The following is an 18,339-nucleotide window of genomic DNA, read 5'->3' on the forward strand; positions in this document are numbered from 1 at the left end:
TTCGTTGGCTTAAATTTTTTCATGTCAACAAAAATCAAAAAAATAGCGGTGCTAACCTCTGGGGGCGATTCTCCCGGCATGAATGCCGCCATACGTTCCGTTGTTAGGACCTGTGCCTATATGAAGGTTGACTGTATAGCCATTTACAGGGGATATCAAGGCATGATCGAAGGCGATTTTAAGCCTATGGATGCCCGTAGTGTAAATAATATCATTAACAAAGGAGGCACCATACTTAAATCAGCTAGATGCGAGGATTTTAGAACTCCAGAAGGTAGAAAATTAGCTTACGAAAAATTAGTTGAAGAGGGCATTGATGCTTTTGTGGTTATTGGAGGTGACGGTAGTTTTACGGGGGCAATGATTTTTAATAAAGAATATGGTTTTCCTGTAATCGGCATTCCAGGAACGATTGATAACGATATTTTTGGGACCACCTTTACGTTAGGCTTCGATACCGCCTGTAACACCGTTGTGGACGCCATAGATAAAATTAGGGATACCGCCAGTTCTCATAATCGACTTTTCTTTGTCGAAGTCATGGGGCGCGATGTGGGCCATATCGCTTTAAATACAGGCGTAGGGGCAGGTGCGGAGGAAATTTTGATTCCCGAGGAAAACCTAGGTTTAGACCGTTTACTGGAATCCCTAAAAAGAAGTAAGCAATCTGGTAAATCGTCTAGTATTGTAATCGTAGCTGAAGGTGATAAGTCCGGTAAGAATGTTTTTGAGCTAAAAGAATACGTAGAAGAGCATTTGCCCATATATGACGTACGTGTTTCGGTCTTGGGCCACATGCAGCGCGGAGGTCCTCCGTCCTGTTATGACCGAGTGTTGGCGAGTAGGATGGGAGTGAAGGCCGTAGAAGCGCTACTGGAAGGCAAGACCAGTTTGATGGTAGGAGTTCAGGATAATAAACTTATTCTAACCCCCATAAATAAAGCTATAAAGGGTCATACAAAAATAGATAAGGAACTCATTAGGGTTTCTGAAATAATGACAACATAATTTTAATATATAAAAAGAGAACAATGTCAAATTTAAAAATAGGGATTAACGGATTCGGTAGAATAGGTAGATTAGTTTTCAGAACAACGGTCAAACGTGGGGATGTGGACGTAGTTGCCATAAACGATTTGTTGGATGTAGAACATCTGGCGTATTTGTTAAAATATGATTCGGTTCATGGCGCTTTTGACGGAACTGTTGAGGTTAAGGACGGTCATTTGGTCGTTAACGGAAAAACGGTAAGGATTACTGCAGAAAGAGATCCAAAGAATATTAAATGGGACGCTGTTGGTGCCGACACGGTTGCGGAATGTACCGGTATTTTTACAACATTGGAAACGGCACAATACCATATTGATGGTGGCGCTAAGAAAGTAGTCATTTCAGCACCTTCCAAGGATGCTCCTATGTTTGTAATGGGCGTTAACCATAAAGAGGTCAAAGCATCTGATAAAATTGTATCCAATGCCTCTTGTACAACGAACTGTTTGGCTCCAATGGCCAAGGTACTGAACGATGCCTTTGGTATTGAAGAGGCTTTAATGACAACGGTGCATGCGACTACGGCAACACAGATGACTGTGGATGGCCCTTCTAAGAAGGATTGGAGAGGTGGAAGAAGTGCTATGTTGAACATCATTCCAGCTTCTACCGGAGCGGCTGTAGCCGTAACCAAGGTAATTCCTGCTCTAAAAGGAAAACTTACCGGGATGGCATTTAGGGTTCCAACGGCAGATGTATCCGTTGTGGATTTAACGGTAAGGTTGGAAAAGGAAACTTCTTACGAAGAAATCAAAAAGGTTTTTAAGAGTGCGTCTGAAGGAGAATTAAAAGGAGTACTAGGTTACACGGAGGAAGCCGTGGTTTCTCAGGACTTCATCGGCGAATCTCACACAAGTGTTTTTGATGCAGGTGCCGGAATAGAGTTGAACTCTAAATTTTTCAAGTTGATTTGCTGGTATGACAACGAAGCCGGTTTTTCAAATAAAATGGTTGAATTGATACAACACGTTAACACGCTTTAATCACATATAAGTTTTGCAAGGAATTTCCTGAAAATAAGGTATTTTTTACCTATTTTCAGGATTCTTTTTTTAAATGGATAGGATATGATTCTAATAGTTGATAGTGGTGCAACAAAGTCTGATTGGATTGCATTGGATGAAAAAGGTAATCAGCTTTTTTTGACACAGACCTTGGGATTAAGTCCAGAGGTATTGACAAAGGATGTTATTGAAGATCGTTTGGCCAATAACTTTGAACTTTCCAAAAACAGGGAAAAGGTCTCTAGGCTTTATTTTTATGGTGCAGGTTGCGGTACGGATAGAATGAAAAAATTCCTAAAGGATATATTTACGGATTTCTTTCCAAATGCAAAGGCAGAGGTTAAAGAAGATACGTACGCGGCAATCTTCGCTACTACAAAAATCGGTCATCAAGGAATTGTTTGCATTTTGGGAACGGGGTCTAACTGTAGTTATTACGATGGTCATCAACTATTTCAAAAGGTAACGTCCTTGGGCTATATTCCCATGGACGATGGCAGTGGAAATTTCTTCGGTCGTAAATTAATAAGGGATTATTATTTTCATAAAATGCCTCAGGATTTAGGTATCCAATTTGCCAAGAAGTATAACCTCGATGCGGATGTCATCAAGGAAAATCTATATAAACAGCCCAACCCGAATACCTACTTGGCCACTTTTGCTAGATTTCTGATCGAGAATAAAGACCACCCCTATTCAAAAGGAGTTATAGATAAAGGTTTTCAGCAATTTATTAATAACTATGTGATGCAGTTTGAGCTGGCGACTAAAGTACCTATTAACTTCGTAGGTAGTATTGCCCATTATTTGCGTGATGAACTTACTGCGGTTTTGGAAAGGAATGATTTAATCGTTGGTGTTATTCGGCAAAGACCCATAGAAGGGTTGGTCGAATTTCACCGGGAGAATATGTAGTTTTTATTTAACCGCTATCATGGATATCTCCACGTTCACGAACTTGGGAAGGTTGGCAACTTCTACCGTTTCCCTTGCGGGTGCGGTATCGGCATCAAAGTAAGAACCGTAAACTTCATTTACGTTTGCAAATTGGTTCATATCGCTAAGGAAAATAGTGGACTTAACCACATTTTCAAAAGTCATCCCAGCTTCAATAAGTATCGCTTTTAAGTTTTCCATCGATTGTTCGGTCTCTTTTTTTATATCCCCTGTTATCAATTTATTAGTTTGAGGATTTAAAGGTATTTGACCGGAAATATATAATGTATCTCTGGCTAGTACGGCTTGATTATAAGGGCCAATTGGAGCAGGTGCATTTGTAGTATTTATGATTTTCTTCATGATATTTTTATTATTAATTACGTACAGGCTGACTTCGATTTTCCCACTTTAAATCTTTTAAAATCGATGATTTAATTCCAATAAAGAAATACCAGCGTTTATATTGCCCGAAAGGGGTCCAATTAAAGCGCATTACGAAACTTTTAAGATCACGCTCAAATCTTAGCTGGGTAAGTGTAAATCCCTTGTTCTTGAAATCATATCCGGAAGAACCTCCAACTTTCCAACGCGGGGATAGCGTGATATCTCCTGAAAACATCAGGGAGTGACTGCTAAACTCATTTTGCCGTGCTGCATTTGTATAACTAGCAGAATATGCCAGTCTAAAATCCCAAGGTATTGTAGTACCATATAAGGGATTTTCCACATCTTCATCCTCATCGTTCCTTTCACGAATAGGGTTATCCGCAAAATTATCTGCGCGACCAAAGAGATCATCGGTTCGTCCACCACTCTGGGCTACGTAATCAAACTCATCAATTTCTTCTTCCTCTTTATCGCCCCTTTTTTTACCAAAAGTTTCGTTATTGATGGAATAACTAACATTTACATTGGCACGGGTAAGCCGCAAAAGGCTACCTCCGTTATCAATATTGAACGTATTAATCCTGCGACCATTATTGTCTATTGCGTAGGGATCCAGACCGGCTGCAAAGTTTATAGCCATTTTATTGTTCAAAATGTTGGTGCCTCCATTAAGGCTCAAAGGACTTAAGCGCAAGGAGTCTGATTCCAAATTATACCCCGTGGATATATTAAAGTTACTAAGAAGAGGAATCTTCTTGGGTTCTAGTTTGGTGGAATCCTTATCCCTCACTTTTGCTTCCAGTGTATTGGCAAGAGAGAAGCTAAGACTGTTGGACCTTCCTAACCTAGGTGCACCGTTAAGCGTTCCTTCAAAACGACTGTACTGTACTGACTCACCTGTCTCAGTATCAATTATATATTCATCGTAAAACTGGTCAAAAGATGGTGCATAACCATAACTCAACTGGGGTCGCATCACATGCCTAATGGCCTGTATTTTTTTATCCTCACCAAAATTAAATGTTCCGTAAAGTGTAGTTCCGATACTCGCACTTAGGTTATATTGATTATACCGGTCAAAACCACTTATAGTGTCTCTGACCACGGTTTCGGTTTCTGTATCAAAACGTTGCTCAAAAGTCTCCAAGGCCCAAACGTCCTCGTAGGTTCCGCCCATACTCACACTAAAAAATTTAGCTATTTTAAAGTTGGTGCTAATTGGAATCCGATTTCTTGCACCGACCTTGGCGTTATCGAACATTCTGCCGGTTAGAAAATCCTCATCGTTAGTTGTGAGACTGTTCTGTGCGTTAAAATCATATTGAAAATTGATATTTTGAATCGCCCCTTTCTTAATACCATCTCTTCTGGCGAAAGGAAAAATACGCTCCATACTTGCCTGAAGCGTCGGTAATGTCATTCGAATATTATCAACATCTGAGTCGGTTGCTGTAGGCGAGGTCAATTGGGAATGCGTAGCCGTTACACTCATATTTACTGATGGATACGCTGGAAACGTTCTGGAATACGAAATGGACGAGGATAAGGTATTGTTTTGCGTATTGGGCAAATTTCGTTGCTGCAACGAATTCCGATAATATTCACTACTTCCTAAGTTGACCGAAGCGGAAAATCGGGAATTGGGACTTGCTTTGGGATCTTGGGAGTGAGACAGTTGTATGTTGTAATTTCTGGTTAAGCTATAATCGCTAAAGCCTCTTTGGCTGTTAACTTGGTTCTCATACCTGAAATTAAAATTACCACGGTATCTATATCGTTTGGTATAAATAGAGGTCGACCTAAAACCCCAACTTCCATTAGTATAAAAGTCTCCCGTTAGGGTTAAATCGGCATAATCCCCAATGGGAATATAATATCCCATATCTTGAAGAAAATAACCTCTATCGGGGTCGTTTCCAAAAGTGGGCATTAAAACCCCAGCCGCTCGTCCCACCGAAAGGGGGAAATAAGCAAATGGCATTGCAATGGGGGTTGGAACATCGGCTATATAAAGATTGCTAAATCCGGCGATAACCTTCTTTTTAGGTACAAACTTGGCCTTTCTAACCCTAATATAATAATCGGGATTAATTGTATCCTTGGAAGTGGTCAACTTTCCTTCACTTAAAAAATAAACGGAATCGTTCTCTTTTTTAGTAATTTCCGCATAGACTTTCATGGCATCGCTTCCTAAAGCACCGGCAGCGGCCTGTTGTTCCGTTCGGGAATTCCATATCAAGGCTTTTTGGGTATCAAAATTGAAGCGAATAGAATCCGGAATTACAATATTCGACCCTTGTTTAAAGTAGGGTAACTGCGTATAGTTTCCCAAAGAATCCTTTATACGGCCTGCAGAAACTTCGTTTTTAATGTAATCCATGATAATGATGCCCGCCTTTAGTTCCGTATCCTGGTAATAGATTTCTGCCTCGTTGTAGAGGTATATTTTATTTTCTTTTTGGCTTAGTTTTACATAATCCTTTGCCTTATAGGTAATTTTATCCAACAATAAGGCTGGTTTTTGGTTCAAGGAATCAGCTGTTAAGGAATCGGCGACCACGGAATCGTTAGCTACAGGTTCTGGAAAAAGTGGAGCAATTATGGTATCTTTTGCAACCTTAATGGGAAGGGGCACTATCCTGTCCTCCTGTGCTTGCATCAAAAACGCACCAACAAAAAGAATGAAAAGGAAAAGTACGTACTGTTTATTTGATTGCAAGGCTATATATCCTATTTTTGTAAAGGTTTGGCGGTTGAATAGAGCCACAAGTTTCTGATGTCAAACTTACATATATTTTTTAATCCCCTGTTAGGGTATTACCATAATTTTAACCATGACAAGGGCTTTGAAAACCCATATGAATATGAGAATTAAACGACTTTTAGTTGTACCATTTTCGGTATTATGTCTTGCATTATTTTCCTACACCGCATCAGAATCTAAAACTGTAGCCAACGAACCCTTTGTAGTTGTCTTGGATGCCGGTCATGGTGGACATGACCCTGGTAACCTTGGAAACGGTTACTTAGAAAAGCAAATAGCGCTGAACATTGTGCTAAAAGTTGGTGAAATCTTATCCAGCAACAAGGATATAAAGGTCATTTATACACGCAAGGACGACACGTTTATTGATTTATATGTTAGAGGAGAAGTCGCTAACAAGGCAAATGCAGACCTTTTTGTCTCGGTACATTGTGATTCACATTCATCCGACGCAAACGGTGCCGGAACGTTTGTTCTGGGATTACACGCTAATAAACAGAATTTTGAGATTGCAAAAAAGGAAAACTCGGTTATCTATTTAGAGGATAACTACGAGACGAGGTATGCGGATTATGACATCAATTCGCCTGAATCGGTTATAGGCCTAACTATTATGCAAGAAGAATTTTTAGATCAAAGCATAGCTCTGGCCAAAATGATTCAAGACAATTTTTCCGACAAGTTGAAGCGGAACAATAGAAAAGTCAAACAGGCGGGCTTTATAGTTTTGCATCAAACCTTTATGCCCAGTGTGCTGGTAGAAACGGGTTTTTTGACCAACAAAGATGAAGGGGCCTATTTAGATTCCAAGAAAGGACAATTAGAAATGGCCACGGCTATAGCCAATGCTATTGTAGAATATAAGAAAGGTGTTAGCGTCTCAAGCCCTTCTATTGCTAGTGCTGAACCTATACCGCCAAAGGCTGAGGAACCTCTTCCAACGGAGGAACGTCAAGAAAAACCTCTTGTTGCCGTTGAAAATGAGACTGAAGAAGCTCTCCCAATAGTCAAGAAAGAACCTGTAGATAAAATTGATGATGTCCAAGTAGATAATAACGACGTGGAAAACAACGTAGTAAAGGAGGTCGTGAACAATGAAGCGTCAAAGCCTACCGCTGTAGCTAATGATATTATTTACAAAGTGCAGATAATGGCAAGCGGAAAGGACCTTGCCCTAACCAGGGACAATTTTAATGGATTAGGAATGCTTTCCAAAGAGCCTTTTAATAATCTTTACAGATATATGTACGGCGAGACCAATTCTTATAGCGCTGCGAAAAAAATTCAGTCCAGTGCCGTTTTAAAAGGTTATAAATCGGCTTACATTGTCGCTTATAAAGATGGGGTACGCGTACCTGTACCTAAGGACTTGGAATAAGTTTTTCAATTAGAACTTTTAAGTTGTAATTATTTCTAATTTTGTTTTAACTATAAAATACATTTATTGAAACTATCGAGGGAACTTAAAACGGGAATTATAGTAATCGGTGGAATCCTATTGTTTGTAATGGGATTCAGTTATTTAAAATCCACACCATTATTCGATAACAGTAAAACCTTGTACGCAATTTATCCTAATGTAGGAGGCTTGCAAGCAGGTACCGTGGTTTCCATAAACGGTTATGGGGTAGGTAAGGTAAATGATATTAAGTTCAAGGATACCCAAGGGAATTTGATTGTTACCTTTAGTGTTAGCAGTGATTTTAAATTTTCAAAGAATAGTAGGGTAGAGCTCTATGATACTGGTATCATTGGCGGTAAGGGACTTCAGATAATTCCGGTATTCGATGGTGCCCCTGAGGCGCAATCCGGTGATACACTTTTAACAGATACAAGACCTGGTCTTACGGAACTAGCACAGCAAAAACTGACTCCATTGTTTAGAAAGTTTGAATCCGCCGTTTCGGATGCCGATTCTGTCCTCATAAACGTTAATGATGTACTGGACTCTAAAACAAAGAAGGACTTGCAGACAGCCATTAATGGACTAAGTGAGCTTATGACCAGTCTCAACGGTAGTGCCAAAGTGCTGAACAATATTTTAAACAACAATCAAGGCAAGCTAGACAGTTCTCTAACCAATTTTGAGACATTGACCTATAATTTCGCCAAACTTTCGGACTCTTTGAATAATGCCGGGTTGGGTAGGACACTATCCAGTTTGGAATCTACCGTTGCGAATTTAGATATGATAATGGCCAAGATAGAAAAGGGAGACGGAACTTTAGGTAAGCTCATGAACGACAAGGAGTTGTATACAAATTTGAACAGCGCCTCTAGGGAATTGGATTTGTTGCTTCAGGATTTTAGGCTGAATCCTAAGCGCTACGTCAATGTATCTGTTTTCGGTAAAAAGCAAAAGGACTATATGGTGCCTGAAGAAGATCCAGCAGAAAAAATCGAAGAATAATTTATGCAGTACTTATCCAATATTCTCTTTGCCATTCTTTTAATCGCCGGGATTGGTTTTTTTGCAAAGAATATAGCACGTCTCAGACGCAATATCAATTTAGGTAAATCGACGGATGCCTCCGATAATAAGGGCCAGCGTTGGAAGAACATGGCCAAGATTGCACTTGGACAAACAAAAATGGTTGTTAGGCCTATAGCTGGTATTTTACACATCATAGTTTATGTTGGTTTTGTTATTATCAATATTGAAGTTTTAGAAATTATCTTGGATGGTTTGTTGGGTACACATCGTATCTTTTCTGGACTTGGAATAATCTATGATATACTCATCGCTTCGTTTGAAATATTAGCTTTATTAGTCATAGTAGCGGTAGTAATCTTCTGGGCGAGGAGAAATGTGATTCGATTAAAACGATTCATGAAGCCAGAAATGGAGGGGTGGCCTAAAAAAGATGGAAATCTCATCCTGTACATAGAACTAGTGCTAATGGCCCTGTTTTTGACGATGAATGCTACTGATTTTCAGTTACAATTGAACGGAGCGAATCATTATGCCAGTCAATCTGGTATCATGGGCTCTTTTCCGGTAAGTCAATATTTATTGCCAATTTTTGAAAACACGTCCAACCAAACTTTGATACTTATAGAGCGTACTGCGTGGTGGTTACATATTGCTGGAATATTGTTTTTCCTCAATTATCTTTACTATTCAAAACATTTACATATTCTGTTAGCCTTTCCCAACACCTACTATGGTAGGTTAGTACCAAAGGGACAATTTGAAAATTTAGAGGCAGTAACCAATGAGGTTAAATTGATGATGGACCCATCTGCAGACCCATTTGCAGCTCCTCCTGAAGATGCGCCTGTACCTGACAAATTTGGCGCATCCGACGTAATGGACTTGAGTAGGATTCAACTGTTAAACGCCTATACCTGTACAGAATGTGGGCGCTGTACGAGCGAATGTCCAGCTAATCAGACCGGTAAAAAATTATCACCTAGGAAAATTATGATGGATACCCGTGACCGTTTAGAGGAAGTAGGTAAGATAATGGATAAGAATGATGGGGAATTCAAAGAAGATGGCAAACAGTTATTGGACGATTATATAACTCGTGAAGAATTATGGGCCTGCACCACATGTAATGCCTGTGTAGAGGCTTGTCCAGTAAGCATAGATCCATTGTCCATCATCATGGATATGCGACAGTACCTAGTAATGGAGAATTCTGCAGCACCCACTGATTTGAACAATATGATGGGGAATATCGAAAATAATGGGGCACCTTGGCCATTTAATCAGATGGACCGTTTAAATTGGAGTAACGAATCTTAAAGTATATTATGGCAAGTGAACTAAAAGTACCCACCATGGCAGAGCTCTTTGCCGCTGGCACTACCCCCGAGGTTTTGTTCTGGGTGGGATGTGCAGGTAGTTTTGATGATAGGGCAAAGAAAATAACCAAGGCTTTCGTTAAAATCTTAAATAAGGCCCAAGTATCTTTTGCTGTCTTAGGAACCGAAGAAAGCTGTACTGGGGATCCTGCAAAAAGGGCGGGGAATGAGTTTCTTTTCCAAATGCAAGCGGTAACCAATATTGAAGTAATGAATGCCTACGGGGTCAAAAAAGTAGTTACGGCATGTCCACATTGCTTTAACACCTTAAAAAACGAGTATCCTGGACTAGGAGGCACTTATGAAGTTGTTCATCATACTCAGTTCTTGAAACAATTATTGGAAGAAAAACGAATCACTATGGAAGGTGGCGCTTTCAAAGGTAAACGTATAACTTTTCACGATCCGTGTTATTTGGGCAGGGCCAATGGCGTATATGAAGCCCCTAGAGAACTCATCAGAAAATTGGATGCGGAGTTAGTAGAAATGAAGAATTGTAAGCAGAAAGGCTTATGTTGTGGTGCAGGTGGAGCCCAAATGTTCAAGGAACCGGAGAAAGGGGATAAGGATGTGAATATTGAACGCACGGAACAGGCCTTGGAAACAAAACCGGAAATAATTGCTGCTGGATGCCCATTTTGTAACACCATGATGACGGACGGTGTCAAAAATAAAGAAAAAGAGGATTCCATAGCAGTTATGGACATAGCAGAGGTCATAGCGACCGCAGAAGATTTATAGTGCTAATAAAAAATTATGTTAGTAGATTTTAATACATTACCGGACACCTCTAGAGTATGGATTTATCAAGCCAATAGATCTTTTACGGATACCGAATTACAAGAGATTTCTAGCGAATTGGATAAATTTCTGTCACAGTGGACCGCTCATGGCCAAGGTTTAAAAGCCGGTTACGAAGTTCGGTATAAACGCTTCTTGATTATTGCACTGGACCAAAGTAGCCAACCCGCCACCGGTTGCTCCATAGACGCTTCTGTTCATTTTATTCAAAATTTAGAAAAGAAATACGGAGTTGAATTGCTGGACAAAATGAACGTTTCCTACAAACAAGGTGAATATGTGGCCTACAAAACTTTATTGGAATTTAAAACCATGGCCAAACAAAGGGCGATTTCCAAAAACACCATCGTTTTTAATAACCTTGTGGCCACGAAAGGAGAATACAGAGAGCACTGGGAGGTGCCTGCTTCGGAAAGCTGGCATGCACGTTTTGTCTAAAAGTCTCGTTTGCCAAATACCCTTTTCATTAGGTTTTATCGATGAAATGCAATAATTTTCTTGCTTTAAAGTTATCTCCATACAGTGAAATCTATGCGCCCTTTTTTATTAACCTCACTTTGTTTACTTGGTTTTCTAGGTCTTTTTGGACAGAATCCATTAGTCGCTTCTGATAGTCTTTCGCAAGTCGCATGGGTAGATAGTCAGTACGAGCAAATGACTTTGGAGCAGAAAATTGGCCAATTGTTCATGGTCAATGTCGCTTCCGATCAATCTTCCAAGGCGATAGATACTATTAAGAAACTTATTAAAGAGCAAGAAATTGGGGGCTTAATATTTTCTAAAGGAGGCCCTTTGAGACAAGCAGAGCTTTGTAATGAATTTCAGTCCATATCAAAAATTCCGCTCCTTATAGGTATGGATGCAGAATGGGGTCTGGCTATGCGATTGGACTCCACCTATGCATTTCCATGGAATATGACCTTAGGGGCCATTCAGAATAATGAAATTGTAGAAAAGGTAGGATATCGTATAGGAGAGCACGCTAAACGTTTGGGGGTACACATCAATTTTGCTCCGGATATCGACATCAATACAAATCCTTTGAATCCCATAATTGGAAATCGTTCCTTTGGTGAGAACAGGGAAGTAGTAGCTGAAAAGGGGATTGCCTTTATGAAAGGTATGGAAAGTGCCGGAGTATTATCAAGCGGAAAACATTTTCCAGGACATGGGGATACCGCTGTGGATTCCCATCATGACCTTCCGATAATCCCATTTTCGAGGGAAAGACTGGACAGCTTGGAACTGTATCCCTTTAAAAGGCTGATTAAGGAAGGGTTAAGTAGTGTTATGGTGGCACACTTGGAAGTTCCGGCAATGGAATTAAAGGAGGGCTTGCCATCATCCTTATCCGAGCAGATTATTTCTGGAATATTAAAAGAAGAAATGGGGTTTGAAGGCCTGGTCTTTACGGACGCTTTAAACATGCAGGGGGCGTCTAAATACGGAGATAAGGGAGAAGTAGAGCTAGCCGCTTTTATTGCAGGAAACGATATGTTGTTAATGCCTAAAAATGTAGTGGATGCTAAGGAGAAACTTCTAAAGGCTTACAATCGTGGAAAAATAAGTGAAGGTCGTTTGGCCTTATCCGTGAAGAAAATCCTTATGGCCAAGTATAAGGTAGGATTACATAAGTACGAACCGATAGATAAGGAAAATCTCTATAAAGATTTGAATTCGTTAGAAGATGATTTGATATACGAGGAAGCTATTGAAAGTGCTATTACGGTTGTTAAAAATAATTTTGATCTCTTAGGCATCAAAAATCTACAGAACAAGAAAATTGCCTATGTCAAATTTGGAGATGCACCAAGTGATGCCTTTATAGAAGAATTGAACAAATATGCAGCGGTAACACAGGTGAATGGAAGTGATATCGCTAATTTAAAGAGTAAATTATACGAATATAATTTGATAATTATAGGGCATCACAAAAGCAATGATAGCCCATGGAAAGCCTACGAGTTTTCTAAAACCGAACTTTCTTGGTTGCAAGAGATAGCGAATCTTAGGACATCCAATCTCATCCTTTGCGTTTTTACCAAACCTTATACCTTGTCCAATATTCAAACCTTTAAGAGTATTGATGCCGTTGTGATGTCTTATCAGAATAGTGATTTAGCGCAGCGCAAAACGGCTGAATTACTATTTGGAGCTATTCCGGCTTTAGGTAAACTTCCGGTCACAGCTCATTCTGAATTTCCTGTGGGAACCGGTATAGAATTGTCATCACTTCAGCGATTAGGATATAGCAAGCCTGAGCGGGTTGGGCTAAGTACTCAAAAATTGAACGATATTGACAGATTGATGCAGAATGGACTGGACAGCTTAATGTTTCCTGGTGCTCAGGTCCTGGTTGCTCGAAAAGGAAAGGTGGTCTATGAAAAGAGCTTTGGAAAACCTATCTATTCCTCGGATTCGGATGTACGGGGAGACGATTTATATGATTTGGCATCACTTACCAAAATCCTGGCCACGTTACCTATGCTTATGAAGATGGAGGAAGAGGGGAAAATAGCTTTGAACGACACCTTTGAAGAATTGGTGCCCGGTTATTCTAATACGGAAATAAAGAATGTGACCGTTTTAAAGGCCTTGTCCCACTATGGTAGGTTGCCAGCTTGGATCGCTTTTTATGTTAGCACTTTGGATAAGGACCGAAAGCCTTCCAAAGAATTTTACCGAAGCACTGCACTACCTGGCTTTTCGACAAAGGTTGCCGAAAATTTATTTTTGGCCGATGCCTATAAAGATTCTATTTATGACCGGATTGGAAGGCAAGACTTAAAATCCAATAGGTATAGATATAGCGATGTTCCCTACTATGTTATGAAAAAATATATTGAGGATACGTACGGTGAACCCCTGGATAAACTTACACAAGATTTTTTATATAATAGACTCGGGGCCAATTTTACGACCTATAACCCATTAGATAAATTTCCAAAAAACAAGATTATTCCTTCTGAAGAGGATAAGTACTACCGTTACCAAACCGTTCACGGTTATGTGCATGACATGGGTGCGGCCATGCAAGGTGGAGTAGGAGGGCATGCAGGATTGTTCAGTAATGCTAACGATGTGGCTAAGATTATGCAAATGTATTTGCAGGAAGGTTATTACGGGGGTGTCCAATTTTTTGATTCACGTACGGTGCAAAAGTTTAACAAATGTTATTTCTGTGATAAAAAAGTCAGAAGGGGAGTAGGATTCGATAAACCTCAATTAGAAAATAGTGGTCCTACTTGTGGTTGTGTTTCAAGAAAGAGTTTTGGACATAGCGGCTTTACAGGCACATATACCTGGGCGGACCCAGATGAGGAAATTGTTTATGTCTTTCTTTCCAATCGTACCTATCCCAGTGCATCGAACACTTTATTAGTTAAATCTGCGTTAAGAACCAGAATTCAACAAGCTATTTACGACGCCATTTTAAATTAAAAGGTAGTTTTGTAAAGATGAAAATAGCAATTGTATGTTACCCTACTTTTGGGGGTAGTGGGGTGGTAGCCACGGAATTGGGAATAGCACTGGCCAATAGGGGTCATCAGGTTCACTTTGTTACTTACAGGCAACCAGTTCGTTTAGAGCTTTTAAGTCATAATATCTTTTTCCATGAAGTACATGTTCCGGAGTATCCCCTTTTTCATTATCAGCCCTATGAACTAGCTCTATCAAGTAAATTAGTAGACACTATAAAGCTGCATGAAATTGATTTACTCCATGTACACTACGCCATACCGCACGCCTACGCTGGCTATATGGCAAAAAAAATGTTGGAGGAGGAAGGTATTTACGTTCCAATGATAACAACCCTGCACGGAACCGATATTACTTTGGTTGGCAAACATCCATTTTATAAACCTGCAGTAACGTTTAGTATTAATCAGTCAGACGTAGTTACGTCCGTATCGGATAGTTTGAAACAAGGAACACTAGAAATTTTCGACATTCATAAGGAAATAGAAGTAATCCCAAATTTTATCGATTCTAGAAAATATAATACATCTTTCACAGACTGCCAACGTACTAATATGGCGGATGAAAATGAACGTATCATTACACACATAAGTAATTTTAGAAAGGTTAAACGTATACCCGATGTAATTCATGTTTTTCATAAAATACAACAACAGCTACCAGCAAAGCTCATCATGGTAGGTGAGGGTCCAGAAAAAGAGGGGGCTGAAAGACTTTGCGAAAAGTTGGGAATTTCCAACCAAGTAATTTTCTTAGGTAATAGTAATGAAATAGATAAGATTCTCTGTTTTTCCGATTTGTTTTTGTTGCCCTCTGAGTCCGAAAGTTTTGGACTGGCGGCATTAGAGGCCATGATTAATAAGGTTCCTGTCATTTCCAGTAATGCTGGTGGTATACCCGAAGTAAATATGGATGGTGTTACCGGTTTTCTGAGCGAAATAGGCGACATAGATGACATGGTAGAAAATGCAATAAGTATTCTGAAAGATGATACTACGCTAGAGCAGTTTAAGACAAATGCTGTACGAGAGGCGCAAAAGTTTGATATTACCAAAGTGCTACCCCTGTACGAAGAGGTATATCAAAGGGCATACAAAAGCAGGTTGAAGAATGCTTAAAAAATCGTTTTCACTTTTTTTATTAAATGCGATGCTTGTTCTTTTCTCTTGCAAAGGACAAAAGAACGCAGCTTCCGAGGATGTTAAGAATTTTCCTGATATGGAATTAATAATGGAAGAGAATTACAGCGGTTCAGAAGTAGAAGAAACCCTGATTATTAAAGATCAAAAATCTTTAACGGCTTTTTTGGAAAAATTAATAGAACTCGAAAACCTGGTCTACCGATTCCAGAGGTCGACTTTGATAAAGAAATGATCTTTGTTTGGTGTGCCGGAGCCGAGGTTTCCGAGATGCCAGAATTGCACTTAACTAAGGAAACAAAGGATGCTTATATTCTTTCGAAAGAGCTGAAAACCAGCAAAACTGAAACTAAATCAGTAACAAGTCCATTTCGAATTTACAAACTACCGAACAATTCAAAAAAGATAGTTTTTAATAAAGCAGATAATCGGTAGGAATGGATAGTTCATCTATCCGTCGAAAATAATCACCTTACATGGTACTTTTTTGTTGGGTCATTTGGGTAGGCGTAATTTTACGTTTCAAACCCAAATCTTAACCTATGAAAACCTCATTGCTTTTATGTTGTCTCTTAGTATTTGCTATCCACAATACGGCAATCGGACAAGAAGAACTTCAGCTTACCTCCAAAGATAGTATCGTACAAAAATCCTGGATTTTAGGTTTAGGCTATAATGCTATCGACGATTCAGGAAACGTTTTTGATGGGTTATTTAACGTTGGGGAGGAGTGGAATATCTTGCCCTATCCCTCCAGATTGAGTATTGGAAAATACTTTAAGAACGGATTGGGTATTGAGGCTATTGGTACTTACAACAAATATAAAGAAGGGAATATTATAGATGGGGTAGAAAATGCTACAGATATAAATTATTACGGTTTTGATACGAGAGTTTCCTACGATTTAAATAAGATTATTGGTCATACTGCATGGTTTGACCCTTACATAGGAATAGGTGCCGGCTACTCGGATGCTAATAATGTAGGAAGAGGTACCTATAATGCCGTTATAGGTTTCAGAACGTGGTTTTCTGACAAATGGGGTCTGGATTTTAACTCTTCGGGAAAGTGGGCTATGAGCCAGTCGAACGGAGCTACGAACCACATTCAACATGCGGCAAGTATAGTTTATCAATTTGGAATAGAAAAAGGGCTGTCAAAAAGGGGAGAAGAGAAGTTAGCGATGTTGACGGCTTTAGAGAGAGAAAGACAACGACAAATGGATTCCGTAGCAGAGGTCAATAGATTAAAGGAGGAAGCTTTACTTGCAGAACGGCTTAAAGAAGAAAAGGAAAAAGCTGAGATGGCTGCTGCTGAGAGAGCCAAGTTAGATGCGCAAAATAAAAGAAAGAGTATCATTAAAGATAAAATAGACGCCCTCGGTTTTGTTTATTTTGATTTGAACTCTTCTGTTTTAAATAGAAAATCTCAACAAATACTAGACTCATTGGCCATAATTATCAATGATAATCCAGGTTTGATTTTGAAAATCACTTCGCATACAGATTCTCGTGGATCATCGAATTATAACGATTGGTTGTCCCAAAGAAGGGTTGAAAGAACGAAAGACTACTTGCTGAAGAAGGGGATTGTTTCATCACAATTGACTACTGAGGCTTTTGGAGAGCGAATGTTGCTCAACGAATGTGATGATAACACTTTCTGTTCCGAAGAAAAACATAAGGTGAATAGGAGATCGGAGTTTGTTATATTGAAAATGAAATAAACAATTATTTTTCTAAATAATTACATTGCATTTGAAATAATCATTTAATTTAATAAAACATTGTAGATTATTTGGTCAATTTTTTAGTTTCTCAACTAAATTTTTAATATGATTATTTCTTAGCAAGCCTCCATGGGCAACATCAGACATATGAAGATCTGGAGTATCATTTGCTTCTATAATTATTGGGCCATTTGGCGTAATTGCAACATCCCATCCAATCCATCGGTCTGGGATGTAGTCAAGAGTATTTAAAGCAAGTTCACAAGCTTCCTTATAGTAAGGAATTATAAAGTTTTTAAATTGATAATTGGAATTTGGATGAGATGTCAGTTTTTCTCCTCCATGCTCCATTGTACGATAACCATAACTTTTTAGCGTTCCATTTTTTTCGTTTATACCTATGTAAAGACCTCCAGCAGATCCATTATCTACTACACTGTCGCCAATTCCAAATCTCATAAAAGTGGAAACAATTTCTTTTTTACCTAAATCTGTAATATAGGTAACAATTCTTAAAGTATTTAGTGATTTTTTGTGAATTTCGTTGACCTTGGGGTGTTGTTCAACTACTTCAGAAAAAATATGGCTTCCTTCTAATAAAACATTTTGATAGGCAGTAAGCTGACTAGGTAATTCATCTTTATTTAAAATGAAGCAACCTTTTCCCCCATAAAGATCAAGTGGTTTTACAAAGATTTTTTCCACGCTCCAATTTTCGAAAAGATTAAAGAAAAAATCTAGTAATTCGTCTTTAGCTTTAATATTTCTGATTTTGTCTTGATAGAAATATTGATTTGATAAATGATATCCAAGAAGTATTGGGGTCTTAAGAGAATATTTTTTCGAAAAAAGCGCAAATGTTAGTTTATTATTGATGATAGAAGTATTTTGTATTTTATGAAGTTCTTTACTCTTATGTATAAGATCTCCTTCCTTTGTCCCCAAGTAATCATATATATTTGTTTCATCCTTCTTATACAAATGCTTAAAATAATATAGTGGCATCTCCTTTTTAATATACCAAAGAGAGATAAACTCCTTTAAAATTTGAGACAAGTTTTTTTTATTCTTGTCCTTTAGAAAAATTTTAAATCTTTTAAAAGCCGTTCTATTCATAACTCGCAAATAAAATTACTATTTTACTTTAAAAATTACTAGAAAAATTTGAACACATTAACAAATAAAAAAATGATATTTCTTCGAATGATTTTAATAGAACAGTTGAAAGATTTATC

The 18,339-nt window shown here is 38.7% G+C and carries 15 protein-coding genes; 12 read left to right on the plus strand and 3 right to left on the minus strand.

What is annotated here, in order from left to right:
- Positions 1-21 precede the first annotated feature (21 nt).
- The 3 genes from pfkA (at position 22) to N8A89_RS14905 (ending at position 2,969) form a co-directional block, all read left to right on the plus strand.
- Entirely contained in the window at positions 22-1,008 is a 987-nt protein-coding gene (gene pfkA, locus N8A89_RS14895; RefSeq protein WP_281542946.1) for a 6-phosphofructokinase, read from the plus strand.
- 23 nt (positions 1,009-1,031) lie between these two features.
- Positions 1,032-2,033 (plus strand): type I glyceraldehyde-3-phosphate dehydrogenase, encoded by a 1,002-nt coding sequence (gene gap, locus N8A89_RS14900; protein WP_281542947.1) that lies wholly within the window; start codon positions 1,032-1,034, stop codon positions 2,031-2,033.
- Positions 2,034-2,117: 84 nt separating this feature from the next.
- Positions 2,118-2,969, plus strand: coding sequence for an N-acetylglucosamine kinase (locus N8A89_RS14905; protein WP_281542948.1), 852 nt, complete (start codon positions 2,118-2,120; stop codon positions 2,967-2,969).
- A gap of 3 nt (positions 2,970-2,972) precedes the next feature.
- On the opposite strand, the gene N8A89_RS14910 is transcribed toward N8A89_RS14905, so the two are convergent.
- Positions 2,973-3,353, minus strand: a complete 381-nt coding sequence (locus tag N8A89_RS14910) for a RidA family protein (protein WP_281542949.1) — start codon at positions 3,351-3,353, stop codon at positions 2,973-2,975.
- A gap of 13 nt (positions 3,354-3,366) precedes the next feature.
- Complete coding sequence (locus N8A89_RS14915) at positions 3,367-6,099, minus strand: putative LPS assembly protein LptD (protein WP_289644539.1); 2,733 nt, start codon at positions 6,097-6,099, stop codon at positions 3,367-3,369.
- 145 nt (positions 6,100-6,244) lie between these two features.
- On the opposite strand from N8A89_RS14915, the gene N8A89_RS14920 reads away from it, so the two are divergent.
- The 9 genes from N8A89_RS14920 to N8A89_RS14960 all read left to right on the plus strand — a co-directional run bounded on the left by N8A89_RS14920 (position 6,245) and on the right by N8A89_RS14960 (position 17,101).
- Complete coding sequence (locus N8A89_RS14920; protein WP_289644540.1) at positions 6,245-7,522, plus strand: N-acetylmuramoyl-L-alanine amidase family protein; 1,278 nt, start codon at positions 6,245-6,247, stop codon at positions 7,520-7,522.
- A 66-nt stretch (positions 7,523-7,588) separates the two neighbouring features.
- Positions 7,589-8,554 carry an MlaD family protein gene (locus N8A89_RS14925; protein WP_281542950.1) on the plus strand — a complete coding sequence of 322 codons (966 nt, stop codon included), beginning with the start codon at positions 7,589-7,591 and terminating at the stop codon, positions 8,552-8,554.
- A 3-nt stretch (positions 8,555-8,557) separates the two neighbouring features.
- Positions 8,558-9,895, plus strand: a complete 1,338-nt coding sequence (locus N8A89_RS14930) for a 4Fe-4S dicluster domain-containing protein (RefSeq protein WP_281542951.1) — start codon at positions 8,558-8,560, stop codon at positions 9,893-9,895.
- An 8-nt stretch (positions 9,896-9,903) separates the two neighbouring features.
- Entirely contained in the window at positions 9,904-10,695 is a 792-nt protein-coding gene (locus N8A89_RS14935) for a (Fe-S)-binding protein (RefSeq protein ID WP_281542952.1), read from the plus strand.
- Positions 10,696-10,710: 15 nt separating this feature from the next.
- Positions 10,711-11,193: an ABC transporter ATPase gene (locus tag N8A89_RS14940; protein ID WP_281542953.1), complete on the plus strand. Its 483-nt coding sequence runs from the start codon at positions 10,711-10,713 to the stop codon at positions 11,191-11,193.
- Positions 11,194-11,286: 93 nt separating this feature from the next.
- Entirely contained in the window at positions 11,287-14,196 is a 2,910-nt protein-coding gene (locus tag N8A89_RS14945; protein WP_281542954.1) for a serine hydrolase domain-containing protein, read from the plus strand.
- 17 nt (positions 14,197-14,213) lie between these two features.
- Positions 14,214-15,353 carry an N-acetyl-alpha-D-glucosaminyl L-malate synthase BshA gene (gene bshA, locus N8A89_RS14950; protein WP_289644541.1) on the plus strand — a complete coding sequence of 380 codons (1,140 nt, stop codon included), beginning with the start codon at positions 14,214-14,216 and terminating at the stop codon, positions 15,351-15,353.
- Positions 15,346-15,609, plus strand: a complete 264-nt coding sequence (locus N8A89_RS14955; RefSeq protein ID WP_281542955.1) for a hypothetical protein — start codon at positions 15,346-15,348, stop codon at positions 15,607-15,609. The genes bshA and N8A89_RS14955 overlap by 8 nt, the downstream gene beginning before the upstream one ends.
- 307 nt (positions 15,610-15,916) lie before the next feature.
- Positions 15,917-17,101: an OmpA family protein gene (locus tag N8A89_RS14960; RefSeq protein WP_281542956.1), complete on the plus strand. Its 1,185-nt coding sequence runs from the start codon at positions 15,917-15,919 to the stop codon at positions 17,099-17,101.
- Positions 17,102-17,176: 75 nt separating this feature from the next.
- Here the strand turns inward: N8A89_RS14960 and N8A89_RS14965 are convergent, their stop codons facing one another.
- Complete coding sequence (locus tag N8A89_RS14965) at positions 17,177-18,220, minus strand: sugar-transfer associated ATP-grasp domain-containing protein (RefSeq protein WP_289644542.1); 1,044 nt, start codon at positions 18,218-18,220, stop codon at positions 17,177-17,179.
- Between the last annotated feature and the right edge of the window lie 119 nt (positions 18,221-18,339).

Origin of the sequence: Maribacter aestuarii (assembly GCF_027474845.2) — a bacterium.
GTDB classification, from domain to species: domain Bacteria; phylum Bacteroidota; class Bacteroidia; order Flavobacteriales; family Flavobacteriaceae; genus Maribacter; species Maribacter aestuarii.